This is a genomic window from Nocardioides sp. YIM 152588 (genome assembly GCF_040191335.1).
Lineage (GTDB): Bacteria > Actinomycetota > Actinomycetes > Propionibacteriales > Nocardioidaceae > Nocardioides.
In genome coordinates this window covers 20,214-42,860 of record NZ_JBEGDJ010000028.1, presented here as the reverse complement: position 1 = coordinate 42,860, position 22,647 = coordinate 20,214, and the positions used below count along the sequence as shown (strand labels likewise).

The 22,647-nt window shown below is 73.7% G+C and carries 20 protein-coding genes and 1 riboswitch; of the genes, 4 read left to right on the top strand and 16 right to left on the bottom strand.

The features are described from left to right. The first annotated feature begins 12 nt into the window (after positions 1-12). Positions 13-501, top strand: a complete 489-nt coding sequence (locus ABLM29_RS14125) for an inorganic diphosphatase (protein ID WP_136592974.1) — start codon at positions 13-15, stop codon at positions 499-501. 51 nt (positions 502-552) lie between these two features. Here ABLM29_RS14125 and ABLM29_RS14120 read toward each other — a convergent pair whose 3' ends face one another. From ABLM29_RS14120 to ABLM29_RS14075, 10 genes are all read right to left on the bottom strand, one after another. After that, positions 553-2,511, bottom strand: coding sequence for an acyl-CoA dehydrogenase family protein (locus ABLM29_RS14120; RefSeq protein ID WP_349714756.1), 1,959 nt, complete (start codon positions 2,509-2,511; stop codon positions 553-555). A 131-nt stretch (positions 2,512-2,642) separates the two neighbouring features. After that, entirely contained in the window at positions 2,643-3,992 is a 1,350-nt protein-coding gene (locus ABLM29_RS14115; protein ID WP_349714755.1) for a C40 family peptidase, read from the bottom strand. Between the two features lie 285 nt (positions 3,993-4,277). After that, entirely contained in the window at positions 4,278-5,480 is a 1,203-nt protein-coding gene (locus ABLM29_RS14110; RefSeq protein ID WP_349714754.1) for a phosphatase PAP2 family protein, read from the bottom strand. A 70-nt stretch (positions 5,481-5,550) separates the two neighbouring features. Next, the gene (locus tag ABLM29_RS14105; protein ID WP_349714753.1) at positions 5,551-6,537 is read right to left on the bottom strand and encodes an ABC transporter ATP-binding protein; all 987 of its coding nucleotides are present in this window, start codon (positions 6,535-6,537) and stop codon (positions 5,551-5,553) included. A 59-nt stretch (positions 6,538-6,596) separates the two neighbouring features. Further along, positions 6,597-8,300 (bottom strand): ABC transporter permease, encoded by a 1,704-nt coding sequence (locus ABLM29_RS14100; protein ID WP_349714752.1) that lies wholly within the window; start codon positions 8,298-8,300, stop codon positions 6,597-6,599. Positions 8,301-8,332: 32 nt separating this feature from the next. Continuing rightward, a complete protein-coding gene (locus ABLM29_RS14095) occupies positions 8,333-9,349 on the bottom strand; it encodes a thiamine ABC transporter substrate-binding protein (RefSeq protein ID WP_349714751.1) in 1,017 nt (338 codons plus the stop codon). 134 nt (positions 9,350-9,483) lie between these two features. Beyond that, a riboswitch (TPP riboswitch) is annotated at positions 9,484-9,594 on the bottom strand. A 347-nt stretch (positions 9,595-9,941) separates the two neighbouring features. Next, positions 9,942-11,048, bottom strand: coding sequence for an MBL fold metallo-hydrolase (locus ABLM29_RS14090; protein ID WP_349714750.1), 1,107 nt, complete (start codon positions 11,046-11,048; stop codon positions 9,942-9,944). Further along, entirely contained in the window at positions 11,045-11,854 is an 810-nt protein-coding gene (locus tag ABLM29_RS14085; RefSeq protein WP_349714749.1) for an SDR family oxidoreductase, read from the bottom strand. The genes ABLM29_RS14090 and ABLM29_RS14085 overlap by 4 nt, the downstream gene beginning before the upstream one ends. Beyond that, positions 11,851-12,960 carry an NAD(P)H-dependent amine dehydrogenase family protein gene (locus tag ABLM29_RS14080; protein WP_349714748.1) on the bottom strand — a complete coding sequence of 370 codons (1,110 nt, stop codon included), beginning with the start codon at positions 12,958-12,960 and terminating at the stop codon, positions 11,851-11,853. Before ABLM29_RS14080 ends, ABLM29_RS14085 begins: the two co-directional genes overlap by 4 nt. Before the next feature lie 171 nt (positions 12,961-13,131). Next, entirely contained in the window at positions 13,132-14,361 is a 1,230-nt protein-coding gene (locus ABLM29_RS14075) for an oxidoreductase (RefSeq protein ID WP_349714747.1), read from the bottom strand. 53 nt (positions 14,362-14,414) lie between these two features. Here ABLM29_RS14075 and ABLM29_RS14070 point away from each other — a divergent pair, with 53 nt between their 5' ends. Next, positions 14,415-15,335 carry an oxygenase MpaB family protein gene (locus ABLM29_RS14070; RefSeq protein WP_349714746.1) on the top strand — a complete coding sequence of 307 codons (921 nt, stop codon included), beginning with the start codon at positions 14,415-14,417 and terminating at the stop codon, positions 15,333-15,335. On the opposite strand, the gene ABLM29_RS14065 is transcribed toward ABLM29_RS14070, so the two are convergent. Beyond that, positions 15,236-16,363, bottom strand: coding sequence for an acyltransferase family protein (locus tag ABLM29_RS14065; protein WP_349714745.1), 1,128 nt, complete (start codon positions 16,361-16,363; stop codon positions 15,236-15,238). The two genes, ABLM29_RS14070 and ABLM29_RS14065, sit on opposite strands and share 100 nt — an antisense overlap. A 124-nt stretch (positions 16,364-16,487) precedes the next feature. Here ABLM29_RS14065 and ABLM29_RS14060 point away from each other — a divergent pair, with 124 nt between their 5' ends. Further along, entirely contained in the window at positions 16,488-17,231 is a 744-nt protein-coding gene (locus ABLM29_RS14060; RefSeq protein WP_349714744.1) for a hypothetical protein, read from the top strand. A gap of 190 nt (positions 17,232-17,421) precedes the next feature. Here the strand turns inward: ABLM29_RS14060 and ABLM29_RS14055 are convergent, their stop codons facing one another. From ABLM29_RS14055 to nth, 5 genes are all read right to left on the bottom strand, one after another. Next, positions 17,422-18,204, bottom strand: coding sequence for an enoyl-CoA hydratase/isomerase family protein (locus ABLM29_RS14055; RefSeq protein ID WP_349714743.1), 783 nt, complete (start codon positions 18,202-18,204; stop codon positions 17,422-17,424). A 173-nt stretch (positions 18,205-18,377) separates the two neighbouring features. Beyond that, entirely contained in the window at positions 18,378-19,565 is a 1,188-nt protein-coding gene (locus ABLM29_RS14050) for a MarP family serine protease (RefSeq protein ID WP_349714742.1), read from the bottom strand. Beyond that, positions 19,562-20,314 (bottom strand): NUDIX hydrolase, encoded by a 753-nt coding sequence (locus tag ABLM29_RS14045; RefSeq protein ID WP_349714773.1) that lies wholly within the window; start codon positions 20,312-20,314, stop codon positions 19,562-19,564. Before ABLM29_RS14045 ends, ABLM29_RS14050 begins: the two co-directional genes overlap by 4 nt. Next, positions 20,314-20,979 carry a TlpA family protein disulfide reductase gene (locus tag ABLM29_RS14040; protein ID WP_349714741.1) on the bottom strand — a complete coding sequence of 222 codons (666 nt, stop codon included), beginning with the start codon at positions 20,977-20,979 and terminating at the stop codon, positions 20,314-20,316. Before ABLM29_RS14040 ends, ABLM29_RS14045 begins: the two co-directional genes overlap by 1 nt. Then, positions 20,979-21,695 carry an endonuclease III gene (gene nth, locus ABLM29_RS14035; RefSeq protein ID WP_349714740.1) on the bottom strand — a complete coding sequence of 239 codons (717 nt, stop codon included), beginning with the start codon at positions 21,693-21,695 and terminating at the stop codon, positions 20,979-20,981. The genes ABLM29_RS14040 and nth overlap by 1 nt, the downstream gene beginning before the upstream one ends. Before the next feature lie 147 nt (positions 21,696-21,842). Between nth and ABLM29_RS14030 the strand changes: the two genes are divergently transcribed. After that, positions 21,843-22,520, top strand: coding sequence for a Crp/Fnr family transcriptional regulator (locus tag ABLM29_RS14030; protein WP_502889239.1), 678 nt, complete (start codon positions 21,843-21,845; stop codon positions 22,518-22,520). Positions 22,521-22,647 lie beyond the last annotated feature (127 nt).

Sequence of the window (22,647 nt, the reverse complement as noted above, 5' to 3'; positions counted from 1 at the left end):
AGGAAGCACGTGCTGGAATTCGATGTCCTTGTGGAGATCCCGAAGGGGAGCCGCAACAAGTACGAGGTCGACCACGAGACCGGCCGGATGCGCCTGGACCGGTTCCTCTTCACCTCGACGATGTACCCGGCCGACTACGGCTACATCGAGGACACCCTGGGCCAGGACGGCGACCCGCTGGACGCTCTCGTCCTGCTGCAGGAGCCGACCTTCCCGGGCTGCCTGATCAAGTGCCGCGCGATCGGCATGTTCCGGATGACCGACGAGGCCGGCGGCGACGACAAGGTCCTGTGCGTGCCTGCGGGCGACCCGCGGATGGAGCACCTGCGCGACATCAACCACGTGCCGAACTTCGACCGCCTGGAGATCCAGCACTTCTTCGAGGTCTACAAGGACCTCGAGCCGGGCAAGTCCGTCGAGGGCGCCGACTGGGTCGGCCGCACCGAGGCCGAGGACGAGATCGCGGCCTCCTTCGAGCGCTTCAAGACCTCGGGTCACTGAGTCACTGACCCGCGAGTCGGCAGAAACTCTCTGCCGACTCGCGGTCGTTTTTCAGCCGATCAGGGCCTCGGCGCGCAGCAGCGGGCGCGGTACGCCGAAGGCGGCCACGAGGTCGCCGGCCAGCGGGCGGGTACGCCGGCACAGGGCCGCGACCTCGCGGGTGATCGCCTTCGAGCGCTGGACCGACAGCCGGCCGTGCTCGATGAACCAGGCCCGGTCCGCCTCGATGCCGGCCAGCGCGTGCAGGTCGCAGAGCAGGTTGAGTGCGTCGCGGACCGGACCCTCCGGCTGCGCCTCGACCTTCTCCACGAACGCCTCGAGCACCAGCCGCTCGACGTGCGCGCGGGCCGCGGCGATGACGTGGTCCTGGACCCGGGAGAAGACCTGTCCGGGCTCCAGGCCGGCGTCGACGCCGCGCTTGAGCCGCCGCGCGACGCCGCCGATCAGGTGCTCCTCGCGGAACCGGTAGAGCGCCAGGTGGTAGACGGGGTCGAGCAGTCCCGCGTCGTCCGCCTTGCCGGGCTCGGGGTCGCCGCCCGGCAGCGCGTCCCTGATCTGCTCCAGGAGCCGGTGCACCCGGGTCCGCTCCAGCACGGTCTCCACGGCCAGGCCCGCCACGAACCGGACGGTGCCGAGCTGGTCGAGGTCGGAGAAGTCGCTGGCGTAGTCGGTGAGCAGCCCCTTGGCGACCAGCTGCAGCAGCACGTGGTTGTCGCCCTCGAAGGTGGTGAACACGTCCGTGTCGGCCTTGAGCGCCGCGAACCGGTTCTCCGCCAGGTAGCCGGCGCCGCCGCAGGCCTCGCGGCACTCCTGGATGGTGCGGGTGGCGTGCCAGGTGGCGAGCGCCTTGGTGCCGGCCGCCCGGGACTCGAGCAGCCGGCGCGACTCCTCGTCGTCCCCCTTCTCGCTCGCGGTACCGGAGAAGACGTCGTCGAGCCGGGAGACCAGCACCTCCTGGGCGCAGTGGAAGGCGTAGGTCCGCGCCAGCAGCGGGAACAGCCGCCGCTGGTGCATGCCGTAGTCGAGGAGCAGCTCCTCGGGGGCGCCCTCGCCGGCCTGGAACTGGCGGCGCCGCAGCCCGTACTCGACGGCGATCGTGAGCGCGACCTTCGACGCCGACGTGGCCGCGCCGCCCACGCTGACCCGCCCCTGGACCAGGGTGCCGAGCATCGTGAAGAAGCGCCGGCCGGGGTTCTCGATCTCGCTGCGGTAGACGCCGTCGGCGTCGACGTCGGCGAACCGGTTGAGCAGCGCCGTGCGCGGCACCCGGACGCCGTCGAAGGAGATCCGGCCGTTGTCGACGCCGTTGAGGCCCATCTTGGGGCCGTCGTCGGTGATCGTCACGCCGGGCAGTACCGCGCCGGCGTCGTCGCGGATCGGGACCAGCAGCGCGTGCACCCCGTGCCGCTCGCCGGCGACCTCGAGCTGGGCGAAGACCACCGCCATCCGGCCGTGGGCGGCGGCATTGCCGATGTAGTCCTTCGTCGCCGCCGGCGTCGGCGTGGTGACCACGAACTCGGCCGCGGCCGGGTCGTAGGTGGCGGTCGTGCCGAGCGCCTGGACGTCGCTGCCGTGGCCGGTCTCGGTCATCGCGAAGCAGCCGAGCAGCCGGCCCGCGACGACGTCGGCCAGGTGGGCCTCGTGGTGGCGCCGGGTGCCGAGCTGCAGGATCGCCCCGCCGAAGAGCCCGAACTGGACGCCGACCTTGGTCATCACCGACAGGTCCCCGAACGCGAGAGTCTCGAACGAGGCGATCGAGGCGCCGATGTCGTCCGCGCCGCCGTACTCGGCCGGGAAGCCGAGCCCGGACAGCCCGGTGCCGGCGATCTCCAGCACCACGTCGCGCACCCGTTCGCGGAACTCCGCGCGCGGCAGCTCCTCGGCGTCCTCCAGCACGGAGGCGTACGGCGCCAGCGACTCGCGCACCCGGCGGCGGACCTCGGCGTGCTCCCCGTCGAGCACCGCGGCCAGCGCGGCGACGTCGAGGCCGGGGGTGTCGGTGTCGGTCATGCGCGCATCCTGCCCGGGCGGGGCAAGGCCGAACCTCCCGTCCGGCCGCGTCACATGGATTTTCGTCGGGTCCGACGGCCGGAACCGACCAGAATCCATGTGACGCGGGGCCGCCCCGGCACCGAGGGCGGTCAGGGGCGGGCGTAGAAGTCCGGGGTGCGCCAGTAGTACATGGACTCCTCGGTGACCGGGCGGCCGGTGCGGGGCGCGTGGATGATCACCCCCGAGCCCGCGTAGAGCGCCACGTGGTAGATCGAGGAGGGCGAGCCGCCGGAGCCCCAGAAGACCAGGTCGCCGGGGCGCAGCGCGGCGGCCGGGATCGGGGTGGAGGCCTCGTACTGGGCGACCGAGTAGTGCGGCAGGTACTTCCCGCCGGCCCGCCAGGCGCCCGCGGTCAGGCCCGAGCAGTCCCACGCGTCCGGCCCGGCCGCGCCCCACCGGTAGGGCTCGCCGATCTGCGCCCGGGCGAAGGCGATCGCGGCGGAGGCGCCGCCGGACGGCGCGGGCGGGTCGGCCGGCGTCGGCGTGGCCGGCTCCGGGTCCTCCGCGACGGGCTGCGGGTCGGGCTGCGGGTCGGGCTGCGGGTCCTGGGCGACCGGCTGGGGGTCGGGCTGCTGCCCGGGGTCCTGGGCGACCGGCTGCGGGTCGGCCTGTGCTGGCTGCCGCTCCGCCGCCTGCGCCTCCCGCTCGGCCCGTGCCTGCTCCCGGGCCGCCTCGGCGGCCCGGTCCCGGCGCTCCTGGACCAGCGCGGCGGTGACGCCCTGCAGGCTGGCGAGGCGTCGTACCAGGCGAGTACGGGTGACCTCGACGGCCCGCGCGGTGTCCGCGGCGTCCGCCTCGGCGGCGAGCGCGGCGTCCCGGGCGGCGAGTGCCTCCGACGCGGCGTCGGTGGCCCGGGCTGCGGCCCGGTCCGCCGCCTGCTCGGCCTCCTCGGCCTCGTCGGACGCCACCAGGTAGGCCTCGCGCTGGACCTGCAGCGCCGCCTGGACGCGGTCGACCGCGCTGGAGTCGGCCAGCAGCGACGCGACGCCGTCGGCCTCGACGAGGGCGGTGAAGGCGCTGAGGTCGAGGTCGGTGCCGACCGTTGAGATCAGGGTCCGGCGGTAGGTCTCGCGCTGCGCCTCCAGGGTGGCGGCCGCGCGCCGCGACTTGGCCTCCGCGGTGCGCAGCTCGGCCCGCGCCTTCTGCGCGCGCCAGCGAGCGCCGTTGTAGGCCTCCGCCGCCCGTCCGGCGGCCTCGGCCGCGGCGTCGAGCTCGGCGTACGCCGCCGCCAGCGCGTCCTGGATGCGGGTGACCTGGTCCGCGGCGCCGGCCTCGGCCGCCCGCGCGTCGCGGACGTCCTGGCGGCTGGGCCCCTCGTCGGGGTCGGCCTGGGCCGGCGCCACCAGCGAGGCCGCGAGGGCGCACACGAGCAGGGGCGCGCACAGGCGCGCCAGCCGCGCTCGGCGGGCGAGCGGGCGAGTGCGATCGGGGCGGCGCACCGGGGCTCCTGTTCGTCGCGGACGTCGGGCGTCGTCCCGGTGGATCCGGTGATTCACGCGAGACAACTCGCGGAACGCTAATCAACTTTCGTCACAGAAGGAACCTTTTGCCCCAGAAATCTCTGAATCGTCGGCGTGTCGGCTTGACTAACTACACCGTTGTAATTCTCGGTCGAACGACGAAGCCCGCCCCGCCGGCAGGGCGGAGCGGGCGCGGCGAGGGCGCGGGGCGGGCGCGGCGAGGGCGCGCGGGACGTGCGCACCGGGGCGTCGTACGGACCCGGCTCAATCGACGTTGATGGGGACCTTCGACGTGGTCGTCGTCGGGTGGGCGTGCATGCCGCGATCGAACTTCTGCCCGCTAGCGACGCCGCCCAGGTAGAAGGAGACGATCGCGATCGCGATGCCGGCGATGTCGTCGGCCACGTAGTGCCAGCCGAAGTAGATGGTGGCGATGACCGTCAGGCCGAAGTTGACCCAGAAGACGATCTGCAGCCAGCGGCTGCGGATCGTGTACTGCACCATCAGCGCCCACAGCAGGGTGATCCCGCAGTGCAGGCTGGCGAAGCCCGCCACCGAGTTCAGCGAGTCGGTCACCGTCGGGTCGTAGAGCACCGCGCTGCGGCCGTTGGTGATGGACTCCATCAGGTCCGTCGTGGCGGTACTCGCCAGGTCGGTGTACTCCGACGGGTACTGGATGCCCGGGCCCAGCGTCGGCAGCAGGTAGTAGGAGAGCGTGCCCAGTGTCCAGGCCAGCGCCTGGGAGGTCACGAACCAGTACCCGTAGGAGACGTTGCGCGACCAGACCAGCCAGAAGATCACCATCAGGATCACCAGCGGCAGGAAGGTCACGTAGACCTGCGAGAGCACGTGCGCGCTGTAGTTGGTGCCGAAGACGGCGTGCAGCACATCGGACGGGTCGTGCCCGAAGAAGAGCACCCGGTCCATCACGTGCAGCTCACGGTCGAAGAGCAGCGCCTTCACCTCGCCCACCGCTCGATCGGGATCCGGGCGCACGAACGGCAGGTTCGACTTCAGGTTCCGGTAGCAGACGTAGGTGATGTAGAAGCAGACCGTGCCGAGGACGACCAGCGTCATCCGCTCGCGCGTCCAGTGCGTGCTCCAGCGCTCGCGCACCAGCTCGCGCAACGGCTCCGGCCCCTCCGCGTCCGCGTCGTCCCCCGCACGCTGGGCGCGCACCGAGCCGACCACCCGCAGCACCAGCGAGCGGACCACGAGATCGACGGCCAGCGCGGCGATCAGGATCGTCACCGCCCGGAAGAGCATGTCGATCAGCAGGACGATCGCCAGGACCGTCTGGTTCGTCGGCGTCACGCCGACCAGCTCCAGCAGCCAGCTCAGCGACGGGCCGAGGAGCTTGCCCTCCGGCTCGACCAGCGGACGGTCGTAGCGGAGCGCGACGACGTAGGCGCAGACGAAGATGGTCGCGGCCGTGCCGATGAGGAGCGTATAGGCGCGGCGGTACACCCGACGGATTCTAGGGTGTTGCCCCAGCGTCTCAGCCCCGTTACCCACCAGACCTCCGTCCGGCAGTGGCTCAGGTCTCAGGGAGCCGGGCGACGCCGGCCGCCTCGATGCGGAGCCGGATCTCGTCTCCGGGCGCCGGCGACCAACCCGCCGGGCCCGTCGCGTCGAGCTCGCCGACGCCCTCGACATCGACCACCAGCCGCGCCCCGTCCGGGGTCCCGACCACGCCCCGCACGGACCCCGCGAGCTCGCCGTCGACGCCCGCCCGCAGCGCCGAGGGCCGTACGGCGACGCGCGCCGCCCCGCCCCCGGTCAGCAGCGCCGCGGCCGACCCCGTCAGCACGCGCGTGAATCCGAGGAACCGGGCCGTCTCCTCGTCGGCGGGCGCGGACCACACCTGGCGGGTGCTGCCCTCCTGCACGATCCGGCCGTCCCGCATCACCGCCAGCCGGTCCGCGATCCCGAACGCCTCCTCCTGGTCGTGGGTGACCAGCAGCGCCGTGGTGCCGGCCGCGGTCAGGATCCGCCGCAGGTCGCCCGCCAGCCGGGCGCGGAGCGAGGCGTCGAGGGCGCTGAGCGGCTCGTCCAGCAGGAGCAGCCGCGGCCGCGCGGCCAGCGACCGGGCCAGGGCGACCCGCTGCCGCTCGCCGCCCGAGAGCGTGCGCGGCAACCGGTCGTCGTACCCCTCCAGGCCGACGAGCGCGAGCAGCTCGGCGACCCGCTCCCGGCGCGGCCCGCGCGGCAGCCGGTTCCGGCGCTGGCGCAGCGCGTAGTCGACGTTCCGGGCGACCGTGAGGTGGTCGAAGAGCTGGCCGTCCTGGAACATGAGCGCGAAGCCGCGGCGGTGCGTCGGCACCCGGGCCAGGTCGCGGCCCTCCCACGAGACGCGGCCGCCGGTGAGCGGCTGCACGCCCGCGACCGCCCGCAGCAGCGTCGACTTGCCGCAGCCCGACGGGCCCAGCACGGCGAGCACGTGCCCCGGCTCCAGCGCCAGGTCGACGCCGTCGACGGCCGGGTGGCCGTCGAGGTCGACCCGCGCCCCACTGACCTCCAGCACCGGCGTGCCCACCTCGCTCCCCGTGTCCCTATCTGTCCCTGCGTGTCCCTCGGTGACCGTCACAGCGCCCCCACCCCCGGCACCCGCAGCCGCTCCACCACCAGGATCACCCCGGCGGTCACCGTGGCCAGCACCACCGAGGCGGCCATCGCGACCCCGTAGTTGGCCGGGTCCGGCGTGCCGATCAGGCGGAAGATGACCACCGGCAGCGTCGGGGTGTCCGGCCGCACCAGGAACGACGTCGCGCCGAACTCGCCCAGCGAGACCGCGAAGGCGAACCCCGCGGCCGCGAGCAGCGGCCGCCACAGCACCGGCGCCTCCGCGGTCAGCGCCGTCCGCACGGCGCCCGCGCCGAGGGTCGCAGCCGCCTGGCGCTGGCGGTCGTCGATCCCGTTGAGGACCGGCACCAGGACCCGCACCACCAACGGCAGCGCCACCAGCGCCTGCGCCACCGGTACCAGGAGCGGGCTCGACCTCAGGTCCAGCGGCGGGGAGTCCAGGGTGATCAGGAAGCCGAAGCCCAGCGTCACCGCCGAGACCCCGAGCGGGAGCATGAAGAGTCCGTCGAAGAGCCCGCGCAGCCGCCGGCCCGCTCGCGAGCGGGTACGCCGGGTAACCACGACCGCGACCAGCAGGCCGAGCAGCACCGCCATCCAGGTGGCGTCGACCGCGATCCGCAGCGAGTTCGCCAGCGCCTCGGTGACCGGCACCCGGAGCAGGCCCTGGGCGAACGCCCCGCCCGCGTCGGTGCCCGTCCCGGCCAGCCCGCGGTAGCCCGCCAGCGTCCAGCCCGCGTCGGCCCCCTGGCCCCGGAACGAGGAGACCACCAGCGTGACGATCGGCGCCGCGATCGCGGCGAGCACGACGGCGGTGGCCGCCAGCAACGGCAGGTCCCGGGCTCGCGGCCGCGCCGGCACGGCCGGCACCCGCCGTACCGTCGGGTCGGCGGTGCGCCGCAGCCGCCCGGCCAGCGCGAGCAGCACGATCACGGTGACCAGCTGGACCAGGCTCAGGGCCGCGGCCGCGCTCAGCTCCGGGGAGCCCGTGATCGCGCCGGTGGTCAGCAGGTAGATCTCGGTCTCCACCGACGAGTAGCGGACCCCGCCGAGGGTGAGCACCACGCCGAAGCCGGTGGCGCAGAACAGGAAGACGACCGAGGCCGCGGAGACCACCGCGGGGCGCAGCGCCGGCACCGTCACCGTCCACCAGACCCGCCACGGCGTCGCACCCAGCGCCGCGGCCGCCTCGGCCGGGCGCCGGTCGAGGGACTCCCAGGCGCTGCCGACCGTCCGGATCACCACCGCGACGTTGAAGAAGGCGAGGCCGGCGACGATCGCGACCGCGGTGCCGTCGAGGTCGAGGAAGCCCAGCGGCCCCGACGGGCGGAGCAGCTGGCGGATCGCGATGCCGACCACGACCGTGGGCAGCACGAACGGCACCAGCAGCGCCGCGCGGACGACGCCGCGGCCGGGGAACCGCAGCCGGTAGAGCACGTACGCCGCCGGCAGGCCGCCCACGAGCGCGACCGCCGTCGCGGAGAGCGAGGTCCAGACGGTGAACCACACCACCCGGCCGGTGCGCGGCCAGCCGAGCACCTCCAGCACCGCGCCGGGGTCGAAGGTGCCGTCGGGCCAGAAGCCGCGCTGCACCATGCCGGCCACGGGCAGCACGAAGAAGACCGCGAGCACCGCGGTCGGCACCAGCGCCAGCCCGGCCAGCCCCAGCCGGCCGACCCAGGGACCCCCGGGCCGGCCGGCCGGCATCGGCGCCGGCCTCGGTGTCGTCCTCGCCGCGGTCAGCGGCTGGTGAGCTCGGTCCACGTCGTCAGCCAGTCCCGGCGGTTGTCGGCGATCTCCTCCGGGGAGACCTCCAGCGTCTCCGCGGGCTGCTCGGCGAAGCGCGCCCACTGCTTCGGCAGCGGCGCGGCCGGGTCGACCGGGAAGACGTACATGCTCGTGGGCAGCGCCGCCTGCACCTCGGGGCTGACCAGCCAGTCGACCAGCGCCTCGGCGCCGGCCGGGTTCTCGGCGCCGTCCAGCACGCCGGCGTACTCGACCTGGCGGAAGCAGGTGTCGAGCAGGGCCTTCGTGGAGGACTCGCCGTCCTTCACGGTGTAGGCCGGCGAGGTGTCGTAGGAGAGCACGATCGGCCGGTCGCCGCCGGAGTAGGTGAAGTCGACGAAGTAGGCGTCCTCCCAGCCCTTGACGACCTGGGCGTCGTTGGCGAGCAGGTCGCCCCAGTAGTCGGTCCAGCCGTCGCCGTACTCGCCGATCGTGGCCAGCAGGAACGCCATGCCCGGGGTGCTGGTCGTGGCGCCCGGGGTCACGAACAGGCCCTCGTACGCCGGGTCGGTCAGGTCGTCGAGCGAGGCCGGCGGGGCGAGGTCGTGGTCGGCGAACCAGGCCGTGTCCACGTTGACGCAGACGTTGCCGGTGTCGACCGGGGTGAGCGCGTGGTCGTCGTCGCCGGGCAGGCGGAAGTCCTCGACGCCGTCGGGCAGCGGGGCCTCGTACGGCGCGAAGACACCGGCGTCCAGTGCCGAGGCGGCGAAGGTGTTGTCGACGCCGAACGCGACGTCGCCCAGCGGCTCGCCCTGGGTCAGCTCGAGCTTGCTGGTCAGCTCCCCGCCGTCGCCGGCCGGCGTGTGCACGAGGGTGTAGCCGGTCTCCTGCTCGAAGGCCCGGACCAGCTTCTTGGGCAGGCTGAAGCTGTCGTGGGTGACCAGCACGACGTCCCCGCCGACGTCGGAGCCGTCGGCGTCGGCGGTGGCCGGATCGTCGCCGGAGGTCGCCGAGCAACCGGCCGCAACCACCGCCAGGGCGGTCAGGGCGGCGCCGGTGGCCAGCCGCGCCCGGGCGGGGCGGACGGGACCCGCGGGTGCAGGATCCGCAGGACCTGCGGGGCCGCGAAGGACCGGAACGAGGCGGGCAGGACTGAAAAGGTGGATGACCACGGAGGTGGACTCCCTTCGCCGGTGCTAACCGGATCAGGTTCGGAGGGTCTGCGGCTCTGTCCGCACTCTCAGCACGCTTGGGTCGTGCTCCCCTGTCTTTGCGGCGTCCAGCCTAGTCCGCACCCGATGGCGCCCCGCCCCGGGTCCACCGCAGCGCGAGCCGGGGCTCGGGGCACGCCGAGCCGGGGCTCCGGGCAGCGCGAGACGGGGCTCCGGGCAGCGCGAGACGGGGCTCCGGGCAGGCCGAGCCAGGGCTCGGGGCAGCGCGAGACGGTAGTTGGGTCGCTTCGGCGCGGCGCAAGCCCCGGTTCGGCGCGGCGCAAGTGCCGGTTCGGCGCAGCGCCAGCCCCGGTTCGGCATGGCCCAAGTGCCGGTTCGGCCTGCCCCAAGCCCCGGCTCGGCCTGCCCCAAGCCCCGGTTCGGCCTGCCCCAAGCCCCGGTTCGGCCTGCCCTAAGCCCCGGTTCGCGGGGTGGGGGTGAACGGGGTGGGGGTGAAGAGGACCCCGTCGGGGTGGTCCTCGCGGGTGGCCTGGCCGCGGGCGACGAGGAGGTCCAGGTGGGCCTTCGTCTCCATCGCGGCCATCCCCCGGCTGAACGGGTCGAGGGTGTCGTAGTGGTGCTCGTGGCGGGTCCAGCCCAGGTCGCCGGCGACCGTGTGCGCGGTGACCGCGCCGCGGGCGTGCAGGGAGGCCAGCGACGCCTCGAGCCGCTCCTCGTGGTGGGCGAGCAGCTCGTCGACCCGGGCATGCGAGGACGGCGCGACCGGGCCGTGGGCCGGCAGGATGCGCAGGTCGGGCAGCGAGCGGACCTTGGTCAGGGACGCCATGAAGTCGCCCAGCGGCCCCTCGGTGGCCGGGACGGTGAACCCGATCGACGGCGTGATGGTCGGCAGCACGTGGTCCCCGGCGAAGAGGACGCCGTCGGCCTTGTCGGCGTACACGTAGTGGCCCGGCGTGTGGCCGGGGGTGTGCACCGCGTCGATGGTGCGCGCGCCCACCTCGAACGTGCGGTCGCCCTCGATCCAGACGTCGGGGAAGCCCCAGTTGACCGGGTCCGGCAGCTCGCCGGGACCTCCGGCGGCCCACTGCTCGGCGATCTCCGCGGCGCCGGCCGTGCGGAGCACCTCGACGAACGGGCTCCCCTCGATCTCGCCGCGGCCGGCACGGTCCAGCAGCTCGAGCGCCGGCTTCTCGTCGATGCCGAGCGCCACCTCGGCGCCGGTCTCGGTCCCCAGGACCCGGGCCAGCGTGTAGTGGTCGCGGTGCACGTGGGTGACCAGGAACCGCTTGATGTCCCCGAAGCCGGAGCCGATGTCGCGCAGGCACTTGTCGAGCAGCTCGCGGGCGACCGGGATCGCCCAGCCGCCGTCGACGAGGGTGAGCCCGTCGTCGGTCTCGAGGACGTAGACGTTGATCGCCTTCAGCCCGTCCATCGGCAGTGGCAGCGGGATCCGCCAGAGGCCGTCGGCGACCCGCCACACCCCCTCCTCGGCCCAGTGCAGGCCGCTGTCGGGCGAGATCGCCTTGCCGGTGCTGACTCCGCTGTGCGTGGCTGTCACGGCTGCAAGTCTGGCAAACGAAGGTCGAGGTTCGGGTGCTGGATCCCACCGTCGACCTCCAGGAGCTTGCCGGTGAGGTACTTCCCGGCGGCCGAGGAGAGGTAGACGACGGCGGCCGCGATGTCCTCGGCCTCACCGATCCTGCCGAGCGGGGTCTTGGCCTCCATCTCGGCCCTGGTCTCCGGGTTCCCGGCCACGAACTCGAGCGCCGAGGTCATCACGGAGCCGACGTACACGCCGTTCACCCGCACGCTCGGGGCGAGGTCCGCGGCGGCCAGCCGCGACCAGTGCGCGAGCGCCGCCTTGGCGGTGCCGTAGGCCAGGTAGCCCCGGTCCGCGGTGCGCCCCATCATCGAGGAGATGCTGGTGATCGACTTCTGACGACCCTCGCCGAGCGAGGCCAGCATCAGCGGTACGGCGGCCCGGCTCAGCGCGTGCGCCGTGGCGACGTTGAAGTGGAACGCCTCCTCCAGGTACGCGACGTCGGTGTCGAGGAAGGCGTTGGGGATCGTCCCGCCCACGTTGTTGACGACGACGTCGAGGCGGCCGAACGCGTCGTACGCCCGCTGCGCCAGGCCCGCGACCGCGTCGGTGTCCGCCAGGTCCGCCGGTACGACGACCGCCCGGCGCCCCGCGCCGCGGATCCGCTCCGCGACCTCCTCGAGCTGCCCGGCGGTGCGGGCGGAGACCAGCACGTCCGCGCCGGCCTCGGCCAGGGCCACCGCGGTGGCGGCGCCGATGCCGCGGCCGGCGCCGGTGACGACCGCGGCGTGGTCGGTGAGCCGGAACCGGTCGAGGATGCTCATGCGGTTCCGGTGCCGGCCACCAGCCCGCGGCCGGTGACCAGCGGCAGGTCGATCGGCGAGACCAGCCCGGGCTCGGCGGCGACGACGGCGGGGACGGCGTTGATCAGCCGCTGCGCGGTGACGATCATCCCGGAGACGTTGTGGTCGCCGTGCTCGCCGTGGTGGCTGAACTCGACCTTCATCATCGGCTCTCCGGTGATCTCGATCCGGTAGCAGCCGTCGCCCTCGGCGGGGCGCGGCCAGTCGTCGTCGCTGGCGGCGTCGGTGCGGGTGACGTGCTCCAGCGTGATCCGCGGGACGCCGTCGACCTTGCCGATCACCCGGAACCGGACCGAGCCCATCGTCCCCTCGGCGATGTCGACGGAGAGGGTCTCGACGGCCCGGGTGGCCGGGCGGCGCTCGATCTCCTCGGTGAGCGGCTCGTCGAGGGTGACCCCGAGGCCGGCGGCGATCACCCGGACCACCGGGCCCCAGGCGGTGGAGAGCAGCCCGGGCTGCCAGAGCACCGCCTCGAAGTCCATCGGCTGCCCGAAGCCGAACAGCTCCTTCATCACCACCGGCTGGTAGTAGGTGGAGTAGTCCGCGACCTCGCTGACCTTCACGTGGTCGATGCGCTGGGAGAGCGAGGTCATCACCAGCGGCAGCACGTCGTTGGCGAAGCCGGGGTCGATGCCGTTGACGTGCAGGCTGGCGCCGCCCTGCACGCCGGCCGCGTCGAGGTCGGCGATCATCTCCGGCGGGAGCACGTGGTCGGGGTGGACCAGGATCACCGGGCCGGACGAGACCACGTTGACGCCGTCGCGGATGAAGCCGGTGAGGTCCTCGATCGCCTCGAAGATCCGGTCGTCGGTCATCGCGCCGTGCACGATGCAGTCGGGGCGCAGCGCGACGAGCTCGTCGCGGTCGGTGGTGGCCTTGACGCCCAGCTCGCGGCCGAGCCCGGCGAGCTCGCCGGCGTCCCTGCCCGCCTTGGCGGGGGTGGAGGTCCACACCCCGACGAGCTCGAGATCGGGGTGGGCGTCGACGCCGGCGATGGCGTGCCGGCCGATGGTGCCGGTGGACCAGACGACGACACGGAGGGGCTTCTCGGGGATCACCTGGGACATGACCGCACCGTAGAACAGGTTCTAGTTCCTGGGTAGGGGTTCATGTGACGACGAACACCATCGGTGGTTGAGGTGCGAGCGAAGCGAGCCTCGAAACCACCACCGTCGAGGGCGCCTTGGTTTCGAGGCTCGGCGCCGGGGCGCCTCGCACCTCAACCAGCGGCTCGCACCTCAACCACCGGCGGGGGCGAGCGGAACGCCCTCCCCCGGACCCCACTCGGTGCACCGGGTGCCGGAGTAGATGGTCGGCATGCACCGGTTGCAGTGGATGCAGACCCCGGCGTCCGCCTCCCCCGACGCCAGCCGGTCGACCAGGTCGGGCTCGCGCAGGAGCGCGCGCCCCATCGCGACCAGCTCGAACCCGTCGGCCATCGCCCGGCGCATCGCCGCCAGCGAGGAGATCCCGCCGAGCAGCATCAGGGGCATCGAGACCGCGGAGCGGAAGCGCAGCGCCTTCTCGCGGAAGTACGCCTCCTCGAACGGGTAGGACTTGAGGAAGGAGCGACCCATCGGCGTCCGCATCCCCCAGCGCACCAGCGGCGGCATCGACGCCGCGAACTCGGCGGCCGGGACGTCGCCGCGGAACAGGTACATCGGGTTCATCAGCGACGAGCCGCCCGAGAGCTGGAGCCCGTCCAGGTGGCCGTCCGCCTCCAGCAGCAGCGCCAGGTCGACCCCGATGTCCGTCGTCACCCCGCCGGCGAAGCCGTCGCCGACCGACACCTTGGCCGTCACCGCGACCGAGGAGCCGACCTCCTCGCGGACCACCCGGGCCACCTGCCGGGCGAGCCGCGCGCGGCGCTCCAGCGGGCCGCCCCAGCGGTCGCGGCGCCGGTTCAGGCCGGGCGCCAGGAAGGAGGAGATCAGGTAGCTGTGCGCCATGTGCAGCTCGAGCACGTCGAAGCCGGCGTCCACCAGCGTCCGCGCCGCCGCCACGTAGGCCCGGGTGATCCGGGTCAGGTCCTTCTCCGACGCGGCGCGGACCATCTGCATCGACAGGGGGCTCGGCATCGGACTGGCGGCCAGCGCCGGTATCCCGTTGGAGCGGCCGTTGGCGACCGGACCCGCGTGCCCGACCTGGCCGGCGATCGCGGCACCGGCCCCGTGCACGGCGTCGGCGAGCCGCGCCAGCCCGGCCGCGGTCGAGGGCCCGACCACGACCTGCTCGCGGTGGGTGCGACCCTCGGGCGCCACGGCCAGGTAGGCGACGGTGGTCAGCCCGACGCCGCCGCGCGCGGGAGCCAGGTGGTAGGCGATCAGCTCGTCGGTGACCTGGCCCTCCGGCGTACGGCCCTCGAAGGTCGCCGCCTTCACCGTCCGGTTGCGCAGCCGCACCGGCCCGAGGTCGTAGGGCGCGAACACGTCCGGCACGGCGCCCGGCGCATCAGGGGGAGCGAGCACCGGCCGACTGTAACCCGTTCTAGTCGGGCCCGATCGGGGATACGCTCGGCGCCATGGCGACGACCCTGCGCAAGACCCTGTGGCGGGACCGCAACGAGGCACTGGACCCGGAGACCGACTTCGTCGAGATCTACCAGAACCTCGCGCTCTACGAGTTCACCTGGGACATCACCCAGGCGCTCTCCTTCGCGCTGTTCCGCACCTACGCGGTGCCCAGCATCGGCCGGCTGCTGCACGAGACCCAGCAGTTCGAGCAGGCCTGCCAGAAGCGGTACGACGACACCTCGCTGCTGCTCGAGGCGCCGTTCGTGCACGGCTTCGACTCCGAGGAGGGCAGGACCGCCCTGCGCCGGGTCAACCAGATGCACAAGATGTACGACATCAGCAACGACGACATGCGCTACGTGCTGTCGACGTTCGTCGTGGTACCCAAGCGCTGGCTGGACGACTACGGCTGGCGCACGCTCACCCCCACGGAGCTGCGGGCGAGCGTGAACTACTACAGGACGCTCGGCCGGCACATGGGCATCACGGACGTCCCCGAGACCTACGAGGGGTTCGAGGCCCTGCTGGACGGCTACGAGGCCGAGCACTTCGCCTACGACGAGGGCGGGCGCAAGGTCGCCGACGCGACGCTGGACCTGATGACGACCTTCTACCCGAGGGGCGTGCGCAAGCCCGTCGAGGTGTTCAGCCGGGCGCTCATGGACGACCCGCTCCTCGAGGCCTTCCGGTACGACGCCCCGCACCCCACGATCACCCGGCTCAGCCGGGGCGCGATGCGGCTGCGGGCGCGCCTGCTCCGGCACACCCCGTCCAACCGGAAGCCGACCTACACGGCCGACCTGCCGCGGATCAAGAGCTACCCGGGCGGCTACGCGCTGGCCGACCTCGGCACGTTCGCGCCGACCGGCGCCAAGGCGGCACCGGGGACAGACGGGGCCGCCGGCTGCCCGGTCCCCCACCGCGCCTGAGCGGCCCGCTCCAGGCGGGCGAGCGCCCGCTCGGCGGGGCGCGGCAGCCGGAACAGCACCGCGCCGCCGTACCGCACCGCGAGGTCGTGCAGCGCCAGGCAGGCGCCGACCACCGCGGCCGTGAGGACGATCGGCGCGGCCGCGACGAGGAGTGCGCCGTCGGCGCCGGTGCTGGCCAGCCGCAGCGGCAGCGCGGCGAGCACGCCGATCACGGCGAAGTGGAGGGCGTAGATCCGCAGGGTGCGCTGGCCGAGCCAGCCCAGGCCGGCGCCGACCCCCGCGACGCGCGCGACGCGCGAGGCCAGGCCGAGCCCCAGCGGGATCCCGACGACGCTGCAGGCCACCAGCGTGACGCTCCACGGCAGGGGGCTCTGCTGGAGCGCCCAGAAGCCGGCCGCGTACGCCGCGGCGAGCCCGCCCAGCGCGCGCCCGGAGAGCGCGGCGCTGCGCCGCAGCAGCGCCGGGAAGTAGGCGCCGAGCGCGAAGAAGCAGAAGTGCGCGAGCACCGAGACCTTGTTGTTGGCCTCGATCCCCGACCAGCCGGTGGCCAGCGCGACGGCCGCGGCGACGCCGACCACGAGCCGCGGGTCGAGCCCGCGCAGCGCCTTGGCCAGCACGAAGTACGCCGCCAGCGCGAACAGGAACCACATGCTCGTCTCGGCCCACAGCAGGTCGCCGATGAGGTCGGGCAGGTCGTCGACCCGGTTCGCCGGGGTCCGGGTCTCGAACCGGTAGAAGACCGCGTAGGCGCCGAGCCAGACCAGGTAGAGGTAGTACGGGCTGGCGATCCGGCGCAGCGAGGCCGACCACGGTCGGGCCACCGCGCCGGCGGCCAGGAAGCCGCTGACCACGAAGAAGACCGGCATCCGCACCGGCTTCAGCGCCAGGCTGACCTCCGACCAGGCCTCCGCGACCGGGTGCAGCGCGGGCGGCACCACCAGCGGCAGGAGCTTGCCCGTGACGTGGTGCAGCACCACGAGGAGGATGCACGCGCCCTTGGCGACGTCGAGCCAGGCCAGTCGGTGCACCGCGGCATCGTCGCGCGCACGCGCGCGGACACCCCAATCGTTGGGCACCGCGACGCTGTGGCATTGGTCACCCCGGCACCACGGGCCCCGTAGCGTTGCCGCAGTCGCCCGAGAGGAGCCGCCGATGTCCGCCACCCCGCCCGCCCGGGCCGCCGCCGGCCTGGCCGGGCTGGCCGGACTCGCCCTGGTCGCCGGGCTGGCGACGGCCTGCGGCGACGACGCCCCGGAGAGCGACGGCGCCCCCACTCCCGTGGCCGCGCTGACCGCCGACCAGATCGCCACCGCACTGATCGCGCCGGAGAACCTCGGCGACGGCTGGCGGCAGACCCCCAGCGACCACGAGGACGACCCCGGCCCCGGCTGCGTGGGCGAGGTCTCCGCGATCACCGACGAGCTCGAGGAGACCGACAAGGCCGGCTACGACTACACCTATGGCCCCGGCGTACCGATCGTCTCCAGCCAGGTCACGGCCTACCCGGACGCCGACGACGTCGCCGCGACCTTCGACCGCGTCCAGGAGGTGCTCGGCGCCTGCAGCACGGTGACCGGAACCGACGGCGACGGAGCGGTCTACGACCTGACGGTCACGTACGACGACGCGCCGGTCGACGGCGTGGACGGGGTCGACGACCAGGCGACCCTCCGGATGACCGGCACCGTGGTCACCGAGCGGCATCGGACCGAGATCAGCCAGGCGATCGCCATGTACCGGATCGGCGCGAACGTGGTGCAGGTCGGCATGGTCGACCTGGGCGGCCCCGGCGGCATCGCCGAGCACCCGACCTACGCCCGGATCGGGCTGGACCGGGCGCTCGCGGTCGTGGACGGCGAGGAGCCGCCGGAGACAACCGCGCCGGCCCCTGAGTGAGCCCTGCCGGTGGTTGAGGTGCGAGCGGAGCGAGCCCTGCCGGTGGTTGAGGTGCGAGCGGAGCGAGCCCTGCCGGTGGTTGAGGTGCGAGCGGAGCCAGCCCTGCCGGTGGTTGAGGTGCGAGCGGAGCCAGCCCTGCCGGTGGTTGAGGTGCGAGCGGAGCGAGCCTCGAAACCACCACCCGCGGCGCTCAGGCGTTGAACGCCGCCGACCGCTTCCCGAGGAACGCCGCGATCCCCTCGCGGCCGTCCGCGCCCACCGCCAGCTCGCGGATCGAGAGCAGCTCGCGGCGCAGCGCGACCTCGGGCGCCGCGACCGCCTGCTCGCGCAGCAGCCGCTTGGCGGCCGCCTGGGCCGCTCCGGAACCGGCCAGCAGCTGGGCGACGACCGCCTCGGCGGCGTCGGCCAGCTCGGCGGCCGGTACGACGCGGGCGACCAGCCCTGCGTCGTACGCCTCCTGCGCGGTGAGCAGGTCGCCGAGCAGGGCGAGTCGCAGCACCCGGTGCAGGCCGAGGGTGTGCACCAGCAGCGAGCTGCCGCCGTCGGGCGAGAGCCCGACCTTGGTGTAGGCGAGGCTGAACTTCGCGGTGTCCGCGGCCAGCACGACGTCGGCCGTCGCGGCCAGCGGGAAGCCGGCGCCCGCCGCGGTGCCGTGCACCACGCTGACCACGATCGCGTCGGAGCGGATCAGCTCGCTGACCACGCGGTGCAGGCCGTCGGCCAGGTCGTCGATGAACGCAGCCGTGTCCTCCGCGCCGTGGAACGCGCCCAGGTCGCCGCCGACGGAGAAGAACCGGCCCTCGGCGTCGAGCACGATCACCCGCGCGCCGTCGCGGCCGGCCCGGCGGACCGCCGCGAAGAGCTGGTCGATCTGGTCCGGCTCGACGGGGTTGCCGCGGTCGCCGCCGGTCAGGGTGATCCGGGCGGCGCCGTCGGCGAAGGAGTAGCGGACGAGGTCGGGAGCGTCGGTCATGGGGCCAGCATGCCGGACCTCGGCGGGCCGTCGGGGCGGGGTCCATGCGCGGGCCGGCCGGCGTCGCGTCGTCACAACCCGATTGGCCCCATTCTTCGCCGATGAGGGGCCAATCGGGTTGTGACGACGGTCTGCCGGCGGTGCCCCGCAGGCACCGGCCGAACGTGCGACGCTCAGGCCGCGCAGTTGCCGGTGTTGACCTCGGCGTCGCTCGCCCGGCCGGCGGCGGCCGCCTCGGCCACCTGGCCGGCGGTCAGCGCGTAGCCCGTCTCCGGGTCCGTCACGGAGGCCGCGAAGACGACGCCGGAGACCTCGCCGGCCGGGGTGAGCACCGGGCCGCCGGAGTTGCCGGGCCGGACCAGGGCGCGCAGGGAGTAGACCTCGCGGATCACGGTGCCGTCGCCGTAGATGTCCGGGGAGCGCAGCCGCTGCTCGGAGCGGATCCGCCCGGGCTGTACGTCGAAGGGCCCGTCCTGCGGGTACCCGACGACGGCGATCGGGTCGTTGGGGCTGCCCGGTGCGCCGGCGTCGATGTCGAAGGGCAGCACCGGGGCGTCGCCGGTGTCGACCTGGATCACCGCGATGTCGAGCCCGGGGTCGTAGAGGACGACCCGGCCCAGCGCGGTGCCCTCGCCGATCTGGACCTCGGGGTCCGGGACGCCGGCGACCACGTGCGCGTTGGTCATCACCCGGTCCGCGGCGAAGACGAAGCCGGTGCCCTCCACGCCGCGCCCGCAGATGTTGGCGCCGCGGATCTTCACGACACTCGCCTGGGAGCCGGTGATGTCCGGGTCGGAGAGCAGCCGCTTCGGGCCGGGGCCGACCTCGACGATCCGCTCCGGCGCGAACGGCTCCAGGTAGCGGGGGAAGAATCCCGTGCCGACGACGTTGTTGAACGCCTGCAGCACCTTCGGCGCGGCGTTCGGCAGCGCGCCGTCGACCTTGGCCAGGACGGTGGACTCGCGCACCATCGAGGTGATCGGTCCGAGCCGCGTGCCCGAGATCGCGACGCCCAGGGCCCAGGCCACCAGCAGCACCGCGACCGCGCTGAGCGCCGCGCCGCCCACCGCGTCGAGGACCCGGGCCGGCTGCCAGGTGACCCGCTCGCGCACCTTGGCGCCGAGGAACTGCAGCACCGCCTGGCCGAGCGAGGCGCAGAGGATCACGATGAACAGCGCACCCAGCGAGACGCCGAGGGAGGGGTTGGCGCCGCCGAGCACGATCGGCGCGAGCCAGATGCCGAAGACGCCGCCGAGCAGCAGGCCGACGGTGGCGAAGGCGCCGGTGATGAACCCCTGCCAGTACCCGGACAGCGCGTAGGCAGCGACGAGCAGCAGGAGCAGTACGTCGAGGAAGTTCATCGATCCTTCCGCGGTGCGGGGTTGGGCTCGGCCAGGTCGAGGCCGTCGTCGGCGTCCTCGCCGGCCTCGCTCGCCTCCTCCGCACGGCGCACGTACTCGGCAAGCATGTAGTCGGGTAGATCATGCACGGGCGGGTCCGCCACCGCGGGGAGCCACCCCAGGAAGTCGAAGAACCGGGTCACGATCCCGCCGGTGAAGCCCCACAGCACGACGTCCTTGTCGGGGCCGATGAGGAACCCCGGCCCGGTCCAGCCGCCGGGGTGGCGGACCTCGATCCGGTGCTCGGGGGCGAGCAGCTCGTCCAGGCTGACCCGGTGGATCGCGTGCACCTCGGCGGGCGAGGCGACGCGGATCGGGCTGGGCTCGTGCCACCAGCCGATCACGGTGGTGACGGCGAAGTTCGACGGCGGCAGCCAGAGCTCGGGCAGCGTCGCGAAGGCCTGTACGCCGGCCGGGTCGACGCCGATCTCCTCCTCGGCCTCGCGCAGCGCCGCCTCGACGATCGTCTCCCCGGGGTCGATCGAGCCGCCGGGGAAGGAGACCTGGCCGGGGTGCGAGCGCATGTCGTGGGCGCGCTCGGTGAGCAGCAGCTCCGGTCCCTCGTCGCCCTCGCCGAGGAGCATCAGCACCGCGCCGCGCCGCGGGTTGCCACCCTCGGGCGGCAGGAACCGGGTCAGGTCGCTGCCGAGGATCCGGTCAGCGGCGCCGGCGACCTCGTTCAGCCAGTCGGGCAGGCCGGTGCGGTCCATCACGAGTCCGCCCCCTTCGCCCCGTCCTGCGCCGCGTTCCCGGCGTCCGGCGCGTCGAGCTCGAGGCCGAGCTCGGCCTCGACCAGCGCCACGACCTCCTTCTCGGTCTCGACGCCGCCCACCCGCTGGGTGACGCTGCCGTCGGCGCCCACGAAGAAGAACTGGGGCAGCCCGGCGTTGAGCGCCAGCTCGGTCTGCTGCAGGTCGCCGCAGGCGTCGGCGAGCGACGGGTAGGTGACGCCGGTGCGGGCGGCGAAGTCGATCGCCGCGGACGGGTAGGTGTCCAGGAAGTTGAGCCCGAGCACCGTCACGTGGTCGCCGTAGTCCTCGGCGAAGGCCTGCAGCGCGGGCATCTCGTCGCGGCAGGGGCCGCAGTTGGAGGACCACAGGTTGATCAGCGCGGGGCCGTGGACGTCCGCCAGGGCCGCCGTCGCCTCGCTGCCCAGGCAGTCCAGGGTGATGTCCGGCAGCTCCGCCGCGGCGCCGTCGGCCCGGGTCGTCCACTCGGCCGGGTCGCAGTCGGCGATGCCCGCGGCCTCCCGGTCGGCGACCAGGTCGGGCGTGGTCACGTCGACCCGGCACGCCGCCGCCGGGGCGCCGCCGTCGCACCCGGTGAGCAGCACGCCGATGGCCAGCGCCGCCGTCGCGGCGATCCCGAGGCGCATCAGTTCGGGCCCTCCGTGCGGACCAGCGCCTCGGCCTCGACCGCGCCGGTCGGACCGGCCCCGTACGACGGGCACCAGCGCGCCACGGGGCACGCCCCGCACGCCGGCTTCTTGGCGTGGCAGCGACGGCGCCCGTGCCAGATCAGGTGGTGGGAGAGCATCGTCCAGTCCCGCTTCGGGAAGAGCGCGCCGACCGCGTGCTCCACCTTGACCGGGTCGGTCTCGGTGGTCCAGCCCAGCCGGCGGGCCAGCCGGCCGAAGTGGGTGTCGACGGTGATCCCGGGGACGTCGAAGGCGTTGCCGAGCACCACGTTGGCGGTCTTGCGCCCGACGCCGGGCAGCGTGACCAGGTCGTCCAGCCGGCCGGGCACCTGGCCGTCGTACCGCTCGACGAGGGCGGCGCTGAGCTTGAGCAGCGCGTCGGTCTTGGCCCGGAAGAAGCCGAGCGGGCCGACGATCCCCTCGAGGTGGTCGCGGTCGGCGGCGGCCATCGCGGCCGGGTCCGGGTAGGCGGCGAACAGGATCGGCCGCACCGCGTTGACCCGCTTGTCGGTGGTCTGGGCCGACAGGACGGTGACCACGAGCAGCTGGAACGGGTTGTCGAAGTCCAGCTCGGCGTGGGCGTCGGGGTAGGTCTCGGCGAGCACCCTGTTGATCTTGCGGGCCCGGCGCACCAGCTGGGTCGGGGTCTCCCCGGTGATGTCGATCGGACGCACGTGCGCAGCCTACGGCGTGCCAGCGACAGGCCCGGAGTCGACGCATGTTAGGTGTGAACCTGCCCACTGGCTAGGATTCTCGGGACGCGTGTCGACTGCCGGCGCCTCACCAGGGGGCCCGCACGACACTCTGGACCAGGAGGAGAAGTGGACAACGACGTACTCCGTCAGGCGCCGCTGTTCAGTGCCCTCGATGACGAGGCGATGACCGCGCTGCGCACGTCGATGGCCGAGACCCGGCTGCGCCGCGGCGAGGTGCTGTTCCACGAGGGCGACACCGGCGACAAGCTGTACGTCGTTCTCGACGGCAAGGTGAAGCTCGGCCGGACCTCGTCCGACGGCCGCGAGAACCTGCTCGCGATCATGGGCCCCGGCCAGATGTTCGGCGAGCTGTCGCTGTTCGACCCGGGCCCGCGCTCGGCGACCGTGACCGCGGTGACCGATGCCGGCTTCGCCTCGCTCTCCCACGAGGACCTGCTGCGCTGGCTCGAGGGCCGCCCCGCCGTGGCGCGCGGCCTGCTCGCCCAGCTCGCCGGCCGCCTGCGCAAGGCCAACGACGTCGTCGCCGACCTCGTATTCTCGGACGTGCCCGGCCGCGTCGCCAAGGCGCTGCTCGACCTCGCCGACCGCTTCGGCCGCAGCTCCGACGACGGGGTGCACGTCCACCACGACCTCACCCAGGAGGAGCTGGCCCAGCTGGTCGGCGCCTCCCGCGAGACCGTGAACAAGGCGCTCGCCGACTTCGCCTCGCGCGGCTGGCTGCGCCTCGAGCCCCGCTCCGTCGTCATCCTCGACATGGAGCGGATGTCGCGCCGGGCGCGCTGACGTCAGTCGCTGAGCCCCGGCGCTCAACCAGTACCGCAGATCTCCGGCCGCCCGACCTGGGCGGCCGGAGATCTCTTTGCCGCGAGTCGGCACAAAGTTTCTGCCGGCTCGGCGCACCGTTCCCCGA